The sequence below is a fragment of the Mesorhizobium escarrei genome (assembly GCF_935825525.1).
Classification (GTDB): Bacteria; Pseudomonadota; Alphaproteobacteria; order Rhizobiales; family Rhizobiaceae; genus Mesorhizobium; species Mesorhizobium escarrei.
Map to the genome: position 1 here is coordinate 100,888 of NZ_CAKXZT010000131.1, position 18,462 is coordinate 119,349.

The window sequence follows — 18,462 nt, forward strand, 5'->3', positions numbered from 1 at the left end:
GACACCTTTCAACCCATTGCGCCGACTCGTTTCTTTCTCTAAACGCTCGCCATGAAGATAGCCAATCGTCCCGACACCGTCCTGCCCCACACCGTCCTGATTGTCGATTTCGGCAGCCAGTTCACGCAGCTCATCGCCAGGCGCATCCGCGAGGCCGGCGTGTTTTCCGAGATCGTGCCGTTCCAGTCGGCCGAAGCGGCGTTCAAGCGCATCAATCCGAAAGCGGTGATCCTCTCCGGCGGCCCGGCCTCGACCGGCGACATCGGCAGCCCGCGCGCGCCGCAGATCGTCTTCGATGCCGGTGTGCCGGTGCTCGGCATCTGCTATGGCCAGATGGCGATGTGCGTGCAGATGGGCGGCATCGCCGAAAGCTCCGACCATCGCGAATTCGGCCGCGCCTTCGTCGAGATCCAGAAGGACAGCCCGCTGTTCGAGGGCCTGTGGGCGCCCGGCCAGCGCCATCAGGTGTGGATGAGCCACGGCGACCGCGTCATCTCCCTGCCCAAGGGGTTCGAGGTGTTCGGCAAATCGGAAGGCTCGCCCTTCGCCATCTTCGGCAATGTCGAGCGCAAGATGTACGGCATCATGTTCCACCCCGAAGTGGTGCATACGCCGGACGGCGCCCGGCTGCTGCAAAACTTCGTCCACAAGACCGCCGGCATCGAGGGCGACTGGACGATGCGCGCCTACCGCGAGCACGCGGTCGAGACGATCCGCAAGCAGGTCGGCAAGGGCAAGGTCATCTGCGCGCTTTCGGGCGGCGTTGATTCCTCGGTCGCCGCACTGCTGATCCACGAGGCGGTCGGCGACCAGCTCACCTGCATCCTTGTCGACCACGGGCTGATGCGCAAGGACGAGGCATCAGGCGTAGTGGAGATGTTTCGCCAGCACTACAATCTGCCGCTCATCCTGGTCGACGCCTCGGACCGCTTTATCGGCGCGCTCGAGGGCGAGGCGGACCCGGAAAACAAGCGCAAGACCATCGGCCGGCTGTTCATCGAGGTGTTCGAGGAAGAGGCCGAGAAGCTCGGCGGCGCCGATTTCCTGGCGCAAGGCACGCTCTATCCCGACGTCATCGAAAGCGTCTCCTTCACCGGCGGCCCGTCGGTGACGATCAAGTCGCACCACAATGTCGGCGGCCTGCCCGAGCGCATGAACATGCAACTGGTCGAGCCGCTGCGCGAACTGTTCAAGGACGAGGTGAGGGCGCTCGGCAAGGAGCTCGGCCTGCCCGACAGCTTCATCGGCCGGCATCCGTTTCCCGGCCCCGGTCTTGCCATCCGCTGCCCGGGTGGCATCACTCGGGAAAAGCTGGAGATCCTGCGCGAAGCCGATGCCATCTATCTCGACGAGATCCGCAAGGCCGGCCTCTACGACGCCATCTGGCAGGCCTTTGCCGTGCTGCTGCCGGTGCAGACCGTCGGCGTGATGGGCGACGGCCGCACCTATGAATTCGTCTGCGCGCTGCGCGCCGTCACCTCGGTCGACGGCATGACAGCGGATTTCTACCACTACGACATGGCGTTCCTCGGCGCCGCCGCCACCCGCATCATCAACGAGGTGCGCGGCATCAATCGCGTCGTCTACGACGTGACGAGCAAGCCGCCGGGCACAATCGAGTGGGAATAAAGCTCGGTCGTTCGCGAGCACTTGGTGGCTATCGGCGGCATACCGATAACTCTTTGAACTGTAATTGTTTTCCTCTCTTTGCCTATCGCTGACTATCGCCCACAAGCGGAATCATTTGACGGTAGACGTGACGGCATTCCTTCCCTCGTCATCCTCCCGTGAAGCTAGTACCGTTAAGACCGCGCTTCCTAGTACGTTAGCTAGTCTCTGAGTAAGCCGTTGAATTTTCTACGATATGGTCGGGCCTTGACGGTATAATCGATGACGGTAAAATCTGGCGCTGGATATGTGGAAACGCGCTTAGATTGTCCTCGCCATGCTCACTGACATTGCACTTAAGAAACTGAAACCAAAAGACAAAATATACAAGGTCGCTGATCGTGACGGTATGTACGCCACGGTGTCCCCCGCAGGGCAGATCTCGTTCCGATACGACTACCGAATGAATGGTCGGCGAGAGACAGTCACGCTGGGCCGCTATGGTGAGGGTGGCATCTCGCTAGCAGAGGCGCGCGACCGCTGCATTGCCGCTCGAAAAATGGTGGCAGCCGGACAATCGCCGGCGCATGAAAAGCAGCGTGAAAAGCGGCGCCTGTCTGCAATGGCCACCTTCGGGGATGCCGGCGGGGGCTGGTTTAAGGAGGCCAAGATGGCGGATAGCACGCGCTCAATGCGCAAAGCCATCTTCGATCGAGACATCTTGCCGATTTGGGACAAGAGGCTCCTCACGGAAATAACAGCTGACGACTTGCGGGCGCTCTGCGCAAAGGTGCGCGACCGCGGCGCGCCGGCAACAGCCATTCATGTCCGGGATATTGTTAAGCAGATCTATGGTCATGCAATCCTGCACGGCGAGAAGATTCCCAATCCAGCGGACGAGGTAGGACCGGCCTCGATTGCCACGTTCGAGGCAAAAGACCGAGCATTGTCCCCCGCAGAAATCCGAATCATGCTGAACGAGTTGGGAAATGTGCCAACGTTGCCGACGATACGGCTCGGCCTAAAGCTGATCCTGCTCACGATGGTTCGGAAGGGTGAGCTGCTGGACGCTACGTGGGACGAGGTCGATTTTGAGAACGCTGTTTGGAGCATCCCCAAAGAGCGAATGAAACGGAAAAAGCCGCATAACGTCTACCTTTCGCGCCAATCCCTCGATATCCTGATTGCGCTCAAGACTTGCGCAGCGAACTCGCGATACGTGCTGCCATCTCGCTATGACGCCGACGAACCCATGTCGCGCGCCACCTTCAATCGGGTCACCATAGCCATTGTCGACCGCGCAAAAAAACAAGAATTGCCGCTTGCGCCCTTTACAGTGCACGACCTACGGCGGACCGGCTCGACACTCCTAAACGAGATCGGATTCAATCGCGACTGGATCGAAAAATGCCTTGCCCACGAAGACAGCCGTACCTCGCGCGGTGTTTATAACAAGGCTGAATATGAGCCGCAGCGTCGTCATATGCTGCAGGAATGGGCGGACATGGTTGAGGCATGGGCGGCGGGCAAAAAGCACACGCCCGTACTCCAGCCGGCTGCCGGGGCGGCGATCATCCTCGATCCGATTTGACAGGTCTCGTCTTCCGCGACCGCACGTCTGGACCTGGGACAATTTCGATCGCGCCAGCAGACGATGCGTTTCGCCTTGCCTGGACCCAGGCTTCGACCTCCGCCAGATCCCAAACAACACAGCGGGGGGTCAGATTGAAGCGTCGTGGGAACTCGCCACGCTGTTCCATCTCATAAATGGTCGTGTCCGATAAGGGGACGATTTCTCGCAATTGTGACCGGCGGACAGTTCGCACGACTTGTCGCGCCTGAATGTGCGGCAAAACGGGGAGGGACCCGTCTTCTGGTATGCTTTGGCAGCTTTCGGGTTGAATAGGCTTCTGCCATTTGACCATGTGTATGACCGGGAAGACTCCTTGGAAGCGAATGATCGCGTGTCTGCCCCAATTCCGATATAGCTCTCAATTACGACCACATCGTCGTCTTTGACCAGCAGGCGGACCTCATCAAAGGGGAGCATTCCCTAGCGGAACCTCAGGCCTGTTTCTCAAGCATTCTGATTTTGGGAACAGTGGGTTAGGGTACGGCGCGCAGACATTCGAGTCTCTTGCTCCTCCGGCAAATGCTGGAGTGTTCGACTTAGAGCCTCTTTCGATTTCACCCCTATAGGACTGAATTACATTTGGCTTTTCTCGCTGTTTGTTACACAGTTTGTCACACGGCTACAATGATCTAGTATCGCTCCAAGCTCGCTGCTTCTGACTTCGGCGCCCAATCCATCCACCTGGCGGACGCCAAGGCTCGTAGACACTCCCACCTGATTACGTCTCGGCTTGAGTCTTGAGTCAGAAGGTGACCCCAATGCAATACGCGAGGCAGCCCGCTTGAAACTTAGCTGCTTGACGAAGTTTTCGCTTTCGCCGCCGGCTAATCGGGCGATAGTTAGGGATATGGCTAAGCAAATGATCCTGATCTATCGCTGCTTTACCACGCTCTGGCCGATCCGACCCGCCGGTCGATCCTGACCCGGCTCGCCGAAATACCTGCGCGGGTGACGGATCTGGCTGGGCCCACGGGTGTACGACTGCCCACCGTGATGCGGGACCTGTCCGTGCTGGAGGAAGCAGGATCGATAAGCACGTCCAAAGAAGGGCGGATACGCACTGCGCCATCGTACCCGAGGCTCTGGACCCAGCGCGGACATGGCTCGATGAACAGCGGGCCATCTGGGAGGCTCGGCTCGACCGGTTGGACGCATTTGTGATGAACGTGATTTGATCAGACCAATTAAAAAACGCGGGATTTCAGGTAGGAATTAGCCCTCCAGAGACATAGCGACCAATCGTCTGGAGGCGCCCCTATTCGGACGGTGTTGCCGCACACCGTCTCGCCGCTAACTACTTGGCGAGCGAGAGCGCCATGGAGAAGCAAGTCTGGTGAAGGTCCCGATATCGCGGAGGAGCTTCTTGCTGGCCGCTGCGGCGGGACCGGCATTCGCGCCCATGCAAGCCAGTTTCGCCGAGGACACGGCTATGACGAACAAAATTGTGCTTCTTGGCGATTCGGTTTTTGACAACCGTGCCTATGTGACCGGCGGTGCGGATGTACTGGCCCATCTGGTGCGTCAGCTTCCGATCCGGGGTCGGCCGACCTGCTCGCCGCCGATGGCAGCGTCATGGCAGGGGTGCGCCAGCAGCTGGACCGTCTGCCAGCCGACGCCACTCATCTGGTGGTCAGCATGGGAGGTAACGACGCGCTCGGCGTTTCCTCTGTTTTGGACGCTCACTCGCGGTCCGTCGCCGACGCCTTGCTAAGACTCGCCGAAGTAAGAGAGCAGTTTTGCCTGGAGTATCGGTCGACGCTGGATGCCGTTCTGGCTGTCGAGCTGCCCACCGCCGTTTGTACGATCTACGACGTCCGGTATGCAAACCCTGAGGAGAGGCGCATTGCGGTAACGGCCCTCTCGGTCCTCAATGACTGCATTACACGAGCAGCCGCTGGGCGCGGCGTTCCAGTGATCGACCTTCGCATTATCTGCGACGAGGACGCCGACTTTTCCAACGCCATCGAGCCTTCGGAACAGGGCGGCGGCAAGATCGCTGCAGCTATCGTTTCATTTCTTACCAAGCACGAATTCCGAAGCGGGCGCGCCGAACTGATCGGTCGCTAGAGCGCCGGAATTGGCTGCGCCAATGCACCGATGTCGGTCATAGGCACGGGTGTCGCCATTTCCCGAAAGCGCAAACTGCTAATGCGGCGATGGCTGGTAGTAGCGTGGGCCAAGATCAGAAAATCTTCCTGTGGCGTTCCAGATTTCAATGCGCTCGACGATGTGTTCTGGCTTTGAGTAGCCGTCGAACTGGTTAAAATGACGATTGAGGGAGCAACCTTTGGCTGAAATCGACCGAGGGCAGGTTCTGGCGGTCGGCAGGGCGGGGATGTCGTGGCAATCACCGACAAGCTGAAGGAGCGGGTGTGTCCCGCCCCTCCGAGCTGGGGCAACTTGGCCGCATGTCGACCCGCTGAACGCTCGCCTGCGAAGATCACCATCACGGTCAGTGCTGAGCTGAATCGCGATGGCAAATCAGCTATCGTGACAAAAATGGCATACCGGTCGGACAAACTGACACAGGCGACTCTCATCGGGCCGGTTGCTCCGCCACCGAGGGTTTTTGGAACGGCGGCATCAACGCATACCCGTGTCGAATTCGTCATTCACTAGCGTGCTGCTTTGGCATCATCGAATCTACAGCTGAGGCTTTCGCATGAAATTTTGATCTACGACGAAAGCATGAGGTAAACTCCGCGAGGGATCCGTTGCGGTCGCTCAGGCAGCACCATGTGATGAACAGTCCGGGAAGAGCTCGAAATCCCGCAACATAGGTATCCTGACAGCCGAAGGGTATTCGATTGTACCAATCGTTCGCCAGTTTGCGTTCGTTTGGTGGCGTTGTTAAGGATTGCCGCCTGATTTGATTGCCCTCAACACTTCCGCGCGCCAGAATAGGGGATGTGGGGGGCGAATCATGGGCGAATCGGAAGCAGAGCCGGAAGAGGCGAACAATCGCGTCATCGAAGAGATCATCGCGGTACAGCGGGAGTTCTACTTCGAGAACAAGAATAAGGAGTCTGAGCGGCGTCGCAAGCTGCGGGAGATTATCGACCGAGCCACACCGTTGAAAGGCCAATAGCAATGTGGGTCGAACGTATCGAACTGAACGATTTCCGCTGTTTCTACGGAACCCGCGAGATCGAGTTTTCCACCGATCGGGAAAAGAACGTCACTCTCATTCACGCCGAGAACGGGGTGGGTAAAACCACCATCCTCAATGCCATGTTGTGGTGCTTCTACGGCATGACCACTCCGAAGTTCGAGCAGAAGGAGGATCTGCTCAACCACGATGCTGCACGGGCCGGCCGCACGACTGCCTATGTGGAAGTTTCCTTCGAGCATAACGGTAATTACTATCGGGCACGTCGATATGCGCCGCCAAACGCACGGTTCGCCCTGATGCGGCTGGATCGCGGCCACAGCGAGCCGCTGTCGAACCCAGACACATTCATCAACACCGTCATCCCCAAAAGCATGGCGAGCCATTTCCTGTTCGACGGGGAACATGCCGAGGTCTTTCTTGGTGAGGAGAAGCGCCACGAGATCCGCAGCGCGGTGCAGGACATTCTCGGCTGCAGTCTGGTCAAGACTGCCATCAAGGATTTGGAAGAGGTTGGCAGCCAGTACCGTCGACAGATGCCAAAGCGTGGTGGATCCAGTGCCGAAACGCTCAACGAGCAGATCGAACGGCTAGGAGAAAAGATTACTCGCAGTCACGACACGGCCGAGGTGCTGAAGGATGAGGTCGTCAGCATTCAGCAGCAGATCGCTGACATTGACGAACAGCTTAGAAATTCCTCTGCCGCTAAAGAACTTCAAGCAAGACGAGAGGACACTGAAAAAGCCCTCAAACGGGCGCGTGATCGCGAAACATCCGCCAGGGACGAAACGGTGAAATGGCTAGGCGACAATGCCCGCTTCCTGGTGTCGACAAAGCTGACGGCGCAGACCTTCGATCACCTGGAAAGCCAGGAGACCAAGGGCCGGATACCTTCTCCATACAACGAGGAATTCGTCAAAGACCTTCTCGAAATGGAGAAATGCATCTGCGGGGCGCCCCTGCATCCCGGATCCGAACCTCACCTGTTGGTGGCCGGCCTGCTAAAGAAGGCAGCAAACCATACACTGCGAAGCCGCCTGAACGCGATCCGCGCGATCATGAGCCAGCTCAAGGACAAGCGTGAACGTGCGCCTGGCGAGCTGGATGCCGCATATCGCCGTGAGGCGGAGGCCCGCGCGGAAGTCGCTAGGCTCGAACCCCTGTTGACGGAAATCTCGGAGAAACTCGTCGGCATCAATTTCGGCGAGATCGGCGAGCGTGAGCGCCGCCGGAACCAGCTGCGGAGTGAGGAACGCGACAAACAGCAGAAGGTCTGGAATGCGGAACGGGAAGCTCGAGATGCAGAGACCGACAAGCTTTCCAAGGAACGTGAGCTCGAGAAGCAGGTCCAGGGGGACGCCGAGGCCCAGATCTTCATCAAGCGATACCACCTCTGCGAAACGCTCAAAGGGCAGCTCGAGAAGGAGCTCACCGAAGACGAAACGAGCGCCCGCCGCGTTCTCGGTGCCAGCATCAACAAAATCCTGGCGCAGACGAGACGAAAGGACTTTCGGCTCAGGATGAGTCCCGAGTATGGCGTCAGTCTCGTCAACGACGCCGGCACGCAGCTCCCAAAGTCAGGTGGCGAAAACCAGCTTCTGGGTCTCGCTTTCACGGCGGCCTTGGTCGAGTTCGCCAAGCAACGCGAAAATGCCGAGGGATTTCGCCTCCTTAAAGGGACGGTTGCGCCTCTGATCCTCGACTCTCCCTTCGGCCAGCTCGATGAATCGTACCGCGCAACGGTTGCGCAGCACGTCCCCCAAATGGCTGCACAGGTGATCCTCATGGTTTCCGGATCGCAGGGATCCGGCGGTGTCGTCGAAGCGCTGCGCCCCCGTGTCGGAAAGGAGTTCGTTCTTGTGCGCCAAAACCGAGCGCCAAGGGGAGAACGCCCCGTGGAAATACGCCAGTTCCGAGGCCGTGACTTTGAGACTGCCCGGTTCGATGCAGAGTTCGACGGTACGCTGATAGAAGAGGTGGCATGACATGACCGGCCGCTCTCCGAACATCAATCGCAGTCGTGTCTACGAGGACATCGTGCAGCGTCTCGCTGCCCAACAGCTGCCGGGCACCGACCGTCGACTGTTCCCGACGATCCGCGAGCTGCTCTGCTTCGCGGCGGTATTGGGCTATTCCGAAGGCCGGAAGGTACCTCTCGACAAGAGCCAAGGGGTAGAGGACGTATCCTACCAGCAGTTTGAAGCGCGGCCGGACGCAGAGAGCCTTATCTATCTCATCGCTCTTGCCGACGCCCAGGACACCCAGGTCCTGCGCGAAGACAACGAGGAAGAGTGCGCACGCATCTTCGAGGAATATGCCAACGGCGGCTTGGGCGTCGTGAAGGACTACCTTTTGCGCGACGGTGGCGAGTACCCGGACCGCGCGCTAATGCGGCTGCTGCGTGAGCGAGGCTATTTGCAAGTGGTTCAAGCAGAGCCCGACACCGGTGCTATCTCGTTCTGATGCTTCGGGAACTCGTCCTTAAGGGTGTCTACAAATCTGACGAGGACAACATCCTCGAAGATTTCTACATGCCCGCCCTGACGGTTGCTCGGTCGTACGACCGAGCGGTCGGGTTCTTTTCGGCCGCTACGCTGAGTTATGCTGCCCAGGCGATATCCACCTTCGTGCGGCATGAGGGGCGCATGCGCCTCATCCTTGGTGCGTTTGCTGATACAGAGGACATCGAGGCTGTTTCGAAGGGCCTTGAGGCCCGCGAGCTGTCGGAGCGGATCGGGCAAGAGTTTCTCAAAGAGGTCGGTAGGGTCGACGATGCTTTGTTTCGCGATCGTTTCGAAGCGCTCGCGTGGCTCGTTGCCAAAGGCCGCCTCGACGTCAAGATCGCGCTGCGGCCGAAGGGTATGTATCACGACAAGATCGGCATCATCTCCGACGCGAACGGCGACTCGGTGGTTTTTTCGGGATCGGCCAATGAAAGCCTTCACGCGCTCCTTCCGACCCACAACTATGAATCGATCGATGTCTTCCCGAGCTGGCGACCTGAACTGGAGACCTATCATCGTCCGCATAGAGAAAGTTTCGAACGCCTATGGGCGAACAGGAGCCGCAACACTGCGGTGCTTGATATCCCGACTGCCATCCGTGAACGGCTCCTGGCAGTGGGTGAGCGGCTCAAGGCGCCGCCCGATCCCGACCGCGAATTGGCTATAGCGCGCCGCATCGCCGGCCAAGAGTCCTCAGAGGGGTTGGGGCAGGGACCGCGGGTACCCAGCACGGTCGGGGGCGTCCCCTTCAACATCAGGGATCATCAGCGCAAAGCGTTGCAGGCTTGGCAACTGACGGGCGACTACAAGGGTATCCTTGATCTTGCCACCGGTGCTGGAAAGACCATCACGGCTGCGTATGCCATCACCCACATGGCCAAGGCTATCACCGGACTGACTGTGATTATCGCGGTGCCCTATCAAAACCTGGCCGACCAATGGTGCGACAATCTCGCTCAGTTCAATATCCGCCCGTTGCGCTGCTATGTCTCCAAGGCAGCGTGGCTGGCAGAGCTTCAGAGCCTCATTCTAGACATCGAACTTGGTGTTGCACCATTCACCGCGATCGTTGTCGTCAACCGCACCGTGAAGACGCCTGAATTTCAGCAACTCATCGCCAGGATTCCTGGCCGGCAACTCCTCTGGATCGGCGACGAGTGCCATCATCACGGTTCGGCCGCCTTCAAGGATGTCCTGCCGTCACAGGCGAAATATCGGCTCGGTCTTTCCGCCACTCCACAGCACTATCTCGACAGCGATCGAAATGCTCGGCTGGAGGCGTACTACGGCAAGGTTGTGTTCACCTACTCGCTTGCCCAGGCCATCCACGACGACGTCCTCTCGCCGTACGAGTATTTCCCTCACCTTGTTGAGTTGACCGCGACGGAGGCCGACGAGTTCGTCGCCCTGTCGATAGAGATCGGGCGCACGATGGCGCGAGAGGGAGCCGGTGAGCCAAGCCTAGGACTGAAGGCGTTGATGATGAAAAGGTCTCGCGTCATCGCCTCTGCACGCAATAAGATTCCTGCTCTGCGCAATGTGCTTCGCGACCAGCCTGCGGAAGCGCACACCCTCTTCTATTGCGGTGACGGGCAGGTCGATGCTGATGACGACGACGGCGGTGACGATGCCGACCCAGAATTTTTGGGTCGGCAAATCGAGGTGGTCAGCCAGCACTTGGACGAGCTCGGGTGGACCCTCTCTCGATTCACTTCACGCGAGCCACGCAAGGAGCGTGATCACATTCTTGCCAATTTCCGGATCGGGCTCATCGACGCCATGGTCGCCATAAAGTGCCTAGACGAGGGCATCGACGTACCGGCATGCCGGACCGCGTACATCCTGGCCAGCTCGCGCGATCCGCGTCAGTTCATCCAGCGTAGAGGCCGCATTCTTCGCCGGTCCCCTGGCAAAGACGTCGCCACCATTCACGACTTTGTCGTGGTGCTACCGGAGGGTGCCGGAGATTCTGAAGGCTATGCCCGCAAGCTGATCGCGTCGGAGCTCCGTCGGGTCGCCGAGTTCGCAGGTTTGTCGCGAAACCGCGCGCACGCCTACCAGACCCTGCGGCCGGTTCTTGTTACCTATGGCCTAGAGCATCTTCTATAATTAACCCTGCTATGTGGTAGATTGGGTTACTGGCATGTTCAGCTCTGGCCGTGGGGTTCGCCGCGGATTCGGCCAATCCTTTAACGCGAGCTCCGGAGGAAGCTGCAAAGGCTCCATCGGCGGAGGCGCCTTTGAAGGGTTGGCAGCAAGCAATGCCCGCCGCCGTTCTAGTCGCTCCACCTCCAGCCGCAGCACGTCATCGATCTGTCGCGGGAACACATAGAGTTGGACGAACGGTTTGGGATCGTTTCCGAGTTTGTTCTCATAGGCCAGCTCAATCATTCGATAGTGAGCCGAGACGCGCGCGAGATAGGGCAGAACCTTTTCGTCAACCATGCCCAACTGAGAGCTGATGAGCTCTCGCAGCTCTTTCGCGTTGGTGGCAATTTCCCCCAACAGCGCTTGGTCACCAGCAGGTAGGTTCTTGCGCCAGTCTGGGTCGAAGAGCTTCTCAATCAGAAGAAAGCGATCATCACTCTGACGGCTGCGTAGATCACGGTTCATTAGCATGTTCACATGCGAGGCATGCCGGAAGGGGCCGTAGAAGCTATCGAGCCTCGTTTGGATATCCTTCTGCTCAAGTTCGTTGGCCTTCTGCCAAATGCCAGCGTCGGCGGTCTCCCTTGCCATCTTCAACGTGTAGCGGGTCGAGAAAAAGCCCACCCCTATGGCGATAATTGCGGCGATGGCGGAGAGAATGGCAGCGTAGTCGCCCGGTTCCCAGGCTGTCGACGCTGTAGCGGCCTCTTGTATCATTCAATTCTCCCAGTGGATGTTTTGAGCCGCGTACGAAAGTACGTATGTCCTGCGCCTGCCCCCGTTGCACAGGTCCGTGTATACGAATTTTGCTATTTGTGGCAGACGACGCAGCCTGCAGAAGCTTCGTCGATGCCATAGAAGTCGTCGTTCGTGAGAGTGCGTTCCCCCGCAAGGGGATTAACCCGCCGCCGCGCCAACAGACGCGCCCGCCGCTCCTCGAAATCCCGTTCGATTTGAGCCACCCGTTCCGGCTCTTCCATGTCCTCAAGGCTTTCGCCTTGGCTCCACGTAAAAGGAGAACCGTGTTCAAGGGCCGTCTTCTCGTAGCTCTTCGCGTCTTCGTAGGCTTCAGGATGTTCTCGCTTCAGCCGCACCCACTCGATTTTCTGCTGGAAGAAGCAGAAGGTGCAGCCCGACCGCGTACGCCACTGATAATATTCGGGTTCGCCCACGCCTGCGCTGTCGAGCAGGTCAATCACACCCGCGCGGTCGATGCCTGCCTCGCGGAGGGGGAAGTGCACCGACATATTTGCATGGGTCGACTGATAACCGTCTCGGCTCGGCTCGTCTGCACGGATCGCCACATAGGAGTGAACCTTGACACCGGCCGCGAGGTCCGGTTCCAGCCAATGCTCCAGCGGGCGGAGCTTGAGTTGGCGGGTGCACCACCGTGTCCGTGGCGAGGGGAGGAAATGATTGTACTCGCTCAACCAGAAATCGAAATCCCGATCGGGGTTGATGCGGGCGATCGGCCGCCCAAGGAACCCCTCCAGCCGGTCCAGGAACGAGTAGACCTCCGCCAGCTCCTTCCCCGTATCGGTGAAGAAGTATTCCAGAGGCACGTCCGGCCGCGTCTGCCGCATATGCACAGCGAGCGCCGCGCTATCGCGTCCTCCTGAAATACCTAGAATATGACGCTCTTGAGTGCCGGTCATGCAGCGTCCTCCGACAGTTTTTCCATCACCCGCGCCAGGGCAGCAAGCTCCACGCTTGACGCGACCTTTTCGTTCTTTATGCTGAGCACCAATGCATCGGCGATTAGGTGCGCCTTCGCCAGTTCCACGGCAGTAACCTCAAAGGTTCGGTGAAGCGGCCGCTCCTGAGACGCGAACCCAACCATCACCGAGATCGCCTGCGCCGTCGGCGTGCGCCCCTTCACGGTGGCGAATACTTCAGCCTCTTTGAACCGGCGCGCGAGCTTGGCCGATTCGAAGAGAGCCTGTTGGAAGTCGCGGTCCGACCAGTTTCTCGCTGGCTTGTGGACGAGTAAGCTGCCCAGCCCCTCAATATCGCCATCGCCGGACTCGAACGCCGCCGCGCGCATGGCGAACGCGTCGAGACGAAGATCCGCGCTGACACCGGCAGCGTTGTGCGCTCGCTCGATGATCCCTTCGAATGTTCCAGGATCTACTGACAGGTCCCGTGCCACGGCGTCGCGCAGGCGTTGCAGCATGTCCGGGTATGATGCCTCCGCGTGGACGAGAGCCTCATAGACGGAGGCTGCGCGATCGGATTCATAGGGTAGCGCCGCTTCAATCTCGGAGAACAGCAGGGCTTCCGGGTCATTGGCTTTCAGCACGACGTCGCGCACCACCCGCGACTTGTCGTCGAGCGAAGTCGTTCGCTGCGACCACATGGGCATCGCCTTGAACCGCTGAAACAGGGCCGACGCCACCGGCAACGCGTCAGGCTCTATTGCGATCTTCTCAGTGGAAAGTAACGACGCAAGCCGCCGCAGAAATTCTCCGTGCGCCTTCGTTCGGGCTACGCGCCGCAGCTCGACAACAGAAGGGTCCTGAAGCAGGCGGTCGACAAACAGATCGTCGATCAGCGCTTGATAGTCGCCATTGAGATAAACCGCCAAATTCGCGCGGTGCGCGAGGATATAGGCAAGCATTAGGACAGGCATTACGCCCCGCTTTAGGCCGAAGGGTCGCTCTGCCCACTTGTCGTAGATATCCGAAACCTTGAAAGCTTTTTGATCTTTGATGACCTCCCATGCTGGCCGCAGAGTGACGCCACCCCCGGTATCGGCGGGATCCGCAAACGTCCATGCACCGCCTTTAGCGATCCGATGCAGGCCGAAGGGCTCCAGCACCGTCAGGTAGAGCCCGCGTTCCGCGGGGTATCCCTCAATGCCAAGGTCCGGGTCGCTGCCCCGTTTGACCATAGCGTGCATGAGGATGCGCAGTGCCGCCATCGCGCTGGTCGAGGGTTTGTCTCGATAAAGCAGCTCCGATTGGAGGACTGGCGCATTCTCGAAGGCGAGGTCAGCCAGGTGCGACGCGACAACGCTCGCGGGCTTGCCGTGAAGGGCCTTGACCGGTTCGCCCAAGCACCACCAATCGGCGCTGCCTAGAGCGTCCTGGACCTCACGGCGGACAAGTTCAGTCCCCTGCGCGCGGCGAGCCGTCAATTCGCGGCGGGCAATACGGTCCCCTTCGAGCTGAGGGTGGGTTGCCTCGACCCGGTCGATGGCGAACAATTCACCGGCATGCTCCCGCAACAGGAAAGCAGACTTCGTCACGGCCACGGCGGCGGTGACGCCGCGCGCTTCCAAGGCATGCCCGAGCGCCTTTGCCGCAACCTGCGGCTTTGCCTCGAAAGAGTGGGCATCCGGGATCAACAGCACCAACATTCCCGATGCGCGACGTGTGTCGCGGCGCAGGCTGTCAGCTATGGCTTCGGCCCAGGGTCTGGGATTCTGCGGCACGTCTTCGCCAAGCTGCAGAACAATGTCGAACGTCCGCAACGCACCGGTCCCAAAGTAGTGGCGCTTCGCCGGGATCGCACGAAGCCCGAGGCGAGCCGGCAGGTCGCGGAACTGGTCAGGGCTGAGCCGCTCGCCTGCACGCTGCAGCGATTCGTCGAGGTCAAAGTCGCTTCCCGAGAACAGGGCAAACGTTCCAAGCCGCGGCTGCCGCAGCAGGATCGCCTTCGACACAAGGTCGTCCAGCGTCTCCGCAAGCACCGTCTCTTCTTCTTTCGTGACGCAGAGCCGCAGCGTCTCCGGCGAGGACACGACGCCGGACCCATTGCGGAAGAACTCGATTAAAGCGATCGTTTTGGTCAGACGTGCGGCGAGATCACTGCGCAAGCCCGCCCGTTCTATCGCCTCCATTGCCAGCGCCATCTGTGCGCCGTCACTTCCGGCCGCGATCGCCGACCCCATGTTGGTGATGAGATAGTCCCAGAGTAAGTCAGGACGGAACCAAGGGGTTGCACTATTCGACGGCGTCGACCGCAAATGAGCTTGAAACCCAAACGGCTCGGCCGACGAGATGAATCCGAAAACGCTGCGCTCGTTCTGCGCAAAGCGCTGCCGCGATACTGGTCCCAGCAACAGGGTGGTGACGGGATGAAGCGGCCAAGCGCCGGCGAGAATTTTCGCCAATGCCGGGACATCGGTTTGGCGGCGCTGCCCGACGATTTCGGAAACTTTCTGCGCGAGCTCGAACGCGGTCGGTGGGACCTTCGCCGCATTGATCGCATTGGATAGCAGGGCGGCCACTTCGTCCGGCAGCGACACAAAGGGGATGTTCTGGAAACGGCCCTGAACCTTCGCCCATTCATCTCGCGCTGAGCGGTTCAGCCTAGAGGCATATTGTTCGAAGGACTGATGAAGGATGCCGACAATAATCAGTTGGCCGCCCGACCGCGCTGCACGCTCGGCCAAATCCTGCAAGAAGTGAACGTCCCCACCGTCACCGATAGCGTGCTCGAGGAACTTGCCTAATTCGTCGAGCAAAAGGAGAATTCCGCCTTGCAGCGCGTCTTGCACGATACGATCGATCAGCGCCCTAGGGTCGCTGCCGGTCGCATCACGCACGCTTTTGTTCCAGCGGAGAGTGCCGGCACAAGCTTCGGCCAGGTCCGACCGCAAATCGGCCCGTCGCCCTGTCAGCGCCACAACCCGCCAGCCCTTCCCCTGCTCGGGGAACGCGGCACGGACTCTGGAGGCCATGTCTCGGCCGGCGATTTTTGACGCGATTTTGCGCTGCTCGTCGGTCCCACCGACCAGACTCGCCAAGAGCAGGGCAGCACTTGACTTGCCGCCACCGTATGGCCCGGTCCAAGTGAAAGCGCTCTGCCCGCCTTCAGCAATCCCCGCCACCATGGAAAGGAGTGACTTCTGTACGCTCCCCTGCAGCACGTAGCCGGTAAGGGGAGGCGTCCCACTTAGGTCGGCATCCAGTCGGGCCGAGCGCGCGAAACGTCGCTCAACAGTGACAATATCTGCAAGCGTCGTCATGCCGCCAACCTCGACCCGTAAGCGCGTTCCAGGAGCCTCAGTTCATCGATCCCCTCGAGCGGTTCGCGCCGCGCCACCTGCCGGAGCCCGGCCGTATCAGTCCAGACTATCGCTCCGCCGGTGACGTCGCCGATCGTCGCAAGCCGGAAGGCGACGCTCTCTTCGTCCAAGCGGAATATCCGGCCCGGAGCGCCCACGCCGTAGGCAACCGTCTCGACCGAGAGAGTCGGAGCGTCTGCATGCCAGCGCCGCCAATATCGGATGAGGGCATAGGCGAACACGGCTTGCGAAAGGCTTTGCTTTGGTCCGCGGACGAACTCGAACTGCCCCGTGCGCAGTTCGCGGATCAGACCGAGCTCGGCGAGCAGCGGCTCCGCCGCGTCTTCCCCAATCTCGGCAGTACGGGGCGCATAGCTCCTCAGCACAACCTCAACATCGCGCTTGATCGTCTCAGCCGTTGCGCGTGCGCTCCGTGACGCGGCAATCTCGGACAGATCCTTCACGAGGTCCTGACGCTCAAACGCCGGTTGGGCAAAGACATTGAAAGCATAAAAAAATGACGTCGCCACCTCGGGAGTCGCGCAAACAGCATTGTGCACGAGCCAAATTGTGGAAGGATCCTCCAGATACGGGTCCAATCCGGTGTGGTCATCAAACAGCAGGTGGCCGAGCTCCGTCGCCTCCAGTTTCCCGTCCATCTCGCGCACAACACCGCAGGCAACTGCCCAGTAGCGCATGGACATCGCCATGTTTTTTCCCACGCCAAACCTTGAAATCGCACCCTGTTCCTGGAATGTTCCCTTCTCGGCCATGCCCGACGCTACGGCGTCGTAGGCTTTCTTCAGCCACAACAGCCGAAGCGGGAAGGTCTCGTGGCCGGAGAAGCGCAGCGCCACGGACGAATCAAGCAAGAGGTCCCTCATGAGGGAACACTACACGCTACTGGAGACGGTCTCCAGTCCGCAGACGCAGCTTTGCAACCGCGGCCGCGATTGCCTCAGCGGCGAGCACAGCGTCGTCCTCGGAATTATAGCGTCCGAAGTAAATCCTCACTGTACTTCTCAAAAGACTGTCACTTAGGCCAATAGCCCGAAGTACATGCGAGGGGGTTATCTGTCCGCTTTGGCAAGCGGAGCCCTCGGAGATAGATATTTGGTCAGATACAGCCGCTATGAGTTCGCTCGCGTCGATGCCATCGAACGCCACACTGACACTTCCTGGGAGCCGGGCGGTTGCCGCGCCATGTCGCGTGAACCGCACCTGACGCTCACGGAGCGCCTCCTCGAAGCGCTCTGCGAGCGCTCGAGTCCGCCGCGTGTCGTTGTGAAGCTCTGTCGTGGCGAGCGCCGCTGCAGCGCCAAATCCCACAACCAAAGGCGTGGCCATCGTTCCGGGCCTCAGACCACCTTCTTGATCCCCTCCGTAGAGGATCGGCTGCGGCCGGTACGCCGCAGCGCCCGACACATAGAGGGCCCCAATACCCATCGGGCCATACATCTTGTGTGACGACAGACTGACATAGTCGAAGACGCTCGCATCGAACGGCAACTTACCCACGATCTGTGCCGCATCGACGTGAAGCAGCGAGCCGCTGGCACGGACAATCTCAGCGATCGCCGCGAGGGGCTGCAATGCGCCGATCTCATTGTTGGCCGCCATCACCGACACGAGGAGCGTAGCTTTGGAGATCATTTGTGAGAGGCGCTCAAGGTTGATCACGCCATCGGCAGTCACCGGAGCCGTAGCAACCGTGATTCCCTGGCGCTCGAGAGCATGTGCGGCGTTCAGCACGCTCTTGTGCTCGATCGCGGACACAACCAACTGGGTTCGAGTATCACCTTGCGCCCGGGCAGCCAATACCGATCCGATCAGGGCGAGGTTGTTTGCCTCGGTCGCTCCGGAGGTGAAGTAGACTTCCCCGGGCATGGCACCAATCAACTCGGCCACTTGGCGACGCGCTGTCTCGACCGCGGCGTCTGCGAACCGTCCATGCCGGTGGGGTGAGTTTGGATTTCCCGCCCGCTGGTGCCACCAAGGGTCCATCGCGGCCCGCGCCTCCGGGGCAAGTGGCGTTGTCGCGTGGCCGTCGAGATAGACGGGATGAACTAAATCGACGCGCGGTCCGCGGTCCGCTTCTTGGGCAGAGTCTGCGTCAATCCCCTGCAGACCGCATTCAGCAACATTCATCTCGAAACCTTCTCGAACGGCGGGCTGTCGATGCACCCTGAATGAAGCGACAGCAGCGCTTGCCTGTCAGGCGGCACTGCGCGGCCGAGCCGTGGATCACAGCGAACACTTGAGATTTTTGTATCACAACTCCGCTCCGTCTACATGGTCGCAAGCCGCACGATGTCCCGGCGGGATTTGCGAATCAACGTGGAACGCGTACAACCCTGCAACGCTGTGAACTTGTGGATGGAATGATGCTGCCGAGAAAGCTGATTGCGGTACTACGGTCGACAAGATGGTTCAGTCCTTTGAGTACATG

Annotated in this window: 14 protein-coding genes and 1 pseudogene; 8 read left to right on the top strand and 7 right to left on the bottom strand. The window is 59.8% G+C overall.

Features of this window, described 5'->3' with window-relative positions:
• Positions 1-51: 51 nt before the first annotated feature.
• Both guaA and NMG80_RS18275 read left to right on the top strand, forming a co-directional pair.
• Positions 52-1,629 (top strand): glutamine-hydrolyzing GMP synthase, encoded by a 1,578-nt coding sequence (gene guaA, locus NMG80_RS18270; protein ID WP_254019382.1) that lies wholly within the window; start codon positions 52-54, stop codon positions 1,627-1,629.
• A gap of 316 nt (positions 1,630-1,945) precedes the next feature.
• Positions 1,946-3,199, top strand: coding sequence for a tyrosine-type recombinase/integrase (locus NMG80_RS18275; protein WP_254019383.1), 1,254 nt, complete (start codon positions 1,946-1,948; stop codon positions 3,197-3,199).
• On the opposite strand, the gene NMG80_RS18280 is transcribed toward NMG80_RS18275, so the two are convergent.
• A complete protein-coding gene (locus tag NMG80_RS18280) occupies positions 3,180-3,533 on the bottom strand; it encodes a helix-turn-helix transcriptional regulator (RefSeq protein WP_254019384.1) in 354 nt (117 codons plus the stop codon). The two genes, NMG80_RS18275 and NMG80_RS18280, sit on opposite strands and share 20 nt — an antisense overlap.
• A 584-nt stretch (positions 3,534-4,117) precedes the next feature.
• On the opposite strand from NMG80_RS18280, the pseudogene NMG80_RS18285 reads away from it, so the two are divergent.
• A pseudogene (locus tag NMG80_RS18285) lies at positions 4,118-4,416 on the top strand (ArsR/SmtB family transcription factor).
• Between the two features lie 397 nt (positions 4,417-4,813).
• Positions 4,814-5,308, top strand: a complete 495-nt coding sequence (locus NMG80_RS18290; RefSeq protein ID WP_254019385.1) for an SGNH/GDSL hydrolase family protein — start codon at positions 4,814-4,816, stop codon at positions 5,306-5,308.
• Here NMG80_RS18290 and NMG80_RS18295 read toward each other — a convergent pair.
• Positions 5,305-5,853 (bottom strand): hypothetical protein, encoded by a 549-nt coding sequence (locus NMG80_RS18295; protein ID WP_254019386.1) that lies wholly within the window; start codon positions 5,851-5,853, stop codon positions 5,305-5,307. The genes NMG80_RS18290 and NMG80_RS18295 overlap by 4 nt on opposite strands.
• Before the next feature lie 311 nt (positions 5,854-6,164).
• Between NMG80_RS18295 and NMG80_RS18300 the strand changes: the two genes are divergently transcribed.
• Genes NMG80_RS18300 through NMG80_RS18315 form a run of 4 tightly spaced genes read left to right on the top strand, consistent with a single transcriptional unit; the run spans position 6,165 to position 10,963 of the window.
• Positions 6,165-6,329, top strand: a complete 165-nt coding sequence (locus NMG80_RS18300) for a hypothetical protein (protein ID WP_192355960.1) — start codon at positions 6,165-6,167, stop codon at positions 6,327-6,329.
• A 2-nt stretch (positions 6,330-6,331) separates the two neighbouring features.
• The gene (locus tag NMG80_RS18305) at positions 6,332-8,335 is read left to right on the top strand and encodes an AAA family ATPase (RefSeq protein WP_254019387.1); all 2,004 of its coding nucleotides are present in this window, start codon (positions 6,332-6,334) and stop codon (positions 8,333-8,335) included.
• A 1-nt stretch (position 8,336) separates the two neighbouring features.
• Positions 8,337-8,813, top strand: a complete 477-nt coding sequence (locus NMG80_RS18310; RefSeq protein WP_254019388.1) for a DNA phosphorothioation-associated protein 4 — start codon at positions 8,337-8,339, stop codon at positions 8,811-8,813.
• On the top strand, positions 8,813-10,963 hold the full coding sequence (locus NMG80_RS18315; RefSeq protein WP_254019389.1) for a DEAD/DEAH box helicase family protein: 2,151 nt from the start codon (positions 8,813-8,815) through the stop codon (positions 10,961-10,963). The genes NMG80_RS18310 and NMG80_RS18315 overlap by 1 nt, the downstream gene beginning before the upstream one ends.
• A 9-nt stretch (positions 10,964-10,972) precedes the next feature.
• Here the strand turns inward: NMG80_RS18315 and NMG80_RS18320 are convergent, their stop codons facing one another.
• From NMG80_RS18320 to NMG80_RS18340, 5 genes are all read right to left on the bottom strand, one after another.
• Positions 10,973-11,719, bottom strand: coding sequence for a hypothetical protein (locus NMG80_RS18320; protein WP_254019390.1), 747 nt, complete (start codon positions 11,717-11,719; stop codon positions 10,973-10,975).
• 92 nt (positions 11,720-11,811) lie between these two features.
• A complete protein-coding gene (locus NMG80_RS18325; RefSeq protein ID WP_254019391.1) occupies positions 11,812-12,657 on the bottom strand; it encodes a phosphoadenosine phosphosulfate reductase family protein in 846 nt (281 codons plus the stop codon).
• Positions 12,654-15,974 carry a hypothetical protein gene (locus NMG80_RS18330; protein WP_254019392.1) on the bottom strand — a complete coding sequence of 1,107 codons (3,321 nt, stop codon included), beginning with the start codon at positions 15,972-15,974 and terminating at the stop codon, positions 12,654-12,656. Before NMG80_RS18330 ends, NMG80_RS18325 begins: the two co-directional genes overlap by 4 nt.
• Positions 15,971-16,870 (bottom strand): DUF4007 family protein, encoded by a 900-nt coding sequence (locus tag NMG80_RS18335; RefSeq protein ID WP_254019393.1) that lies wholly within the window; start codon positions 16,868-16,870, stop codon positions 15,971-15,973. The genes NMG80_RS18330 and NMG80_RS18335 overlap by 4 nt, the downstream gene beginning before the upstream one ends.
• A 43-nt stretch (positions 16,871-16,913) precedes the next feature.
• Positions 16,914-18,161 (bottom strand): cysteine desulfurase family protein, encoded by a 1,248-nt coding sequence (locus NMG80_RS18340; RefSeq protein WP_254019394.1) that lies wholly within the window; start codon positions 18,159-18,161, stop codon positions 16,914-16,916.
• Positions 18,162-18,462: the final 301 nt, after the last annotated feature.

Excerpts from the sequence above, each read along its gene's own strand:
- guaA (WP_254019382.1), top strand. The coding sequence starts at position 52 with ATGAAGATAGCCAATCGTCCCGACACCGTCCTGCCCCACACCGTCCTG.
- NMG80_RS18275 (WP_254019383.1), top strand. The coding sequence starts at position 1,946 with ATGCTCACTGACATTGCACTTAAGAAACTGAAACCAAAAGACAAAATA.
- NMG80_RS18280 (WP_254019384.1), bottom strand. The coding sequence starts at position 3,533 with ATGGTCAAATGGCAGAAGCCTATTCAACCCGAAAGCTGCCAAAGCATA.
- NMG80_RS18290 (WP_254019385.1), top strand. The coding sequence starts at position 4,814 with ATGGCAGGGGTGCGCCAGCAGCTGGACCGTCTGCCAGCCGACGCCACT.
- NMG80_RS18295 (WP_254019386.1), bottom strand. The coding sequence starts at position 5,853 with ATGACGAATTCGACACGGGTATGCGTTGATGCCGCCGTTCCAAAAACC.
- NMG80_RS18300 (WP_192355960.1), top strand. The coding sequence starts at position 6,165 with ATGGGCGAATCGGAAGCAGAGCCGGAAGAGGCGAACAATCGCGTCATC.
- NMG80_RS18305 (WP_254019387.1), top strand. The coding sequence starts at position 6,332 with ATGTGGGTCGAACGTATCGAACTGAACGATTTCCGCTGTTTCTACGGA.
- NMG80_RS18310 (WP_254019388.1), top strand. The coding sequence starts at position 8,337 with ATGACCGGCCGCTCTCCGAACATCAATCGCAGTCGTGTCTACGAGGAC.
- NMG80_RS18315 (WP_254019389.1), top strand. The coding sequence starts at position 8,813 with ATGCTTCGGGAACTCGTCCTTAAGGGTGTCTACAAATCTGACGAGGAC.
- NMG80_RS18320 (WP_254019390.1), bottom strand. The coding sequence starts at position 11,719 with ATGATACAAGAGGCCGCTACAGCGTCGACAGCCTGGGAACCGGGCGAC.
- NMG80_RS18325 (WP_254019391.1), bottom strand. The coding sequence starts at position 12,657 with ATGACCGGCACTCAAGAGCGTCATATTCTAGGTATTTCAGGAGGACGC.
- NMG80_RS18330 (WP_254019392.1), bottom strand. The coding sequence starts at position 15,974 with ATGACGACGCTTGCAGATATTGTCACTGTTGAGCGACGTTTCGCGCGC.
- NMG80_RS18340 (WP_254019394.1), bottom strand. The coding sequence starts at position 18,161 with ATGAATGTTGCTGAATGCGGTCTGCAGGGGATTGACGCAGACTCTGCC.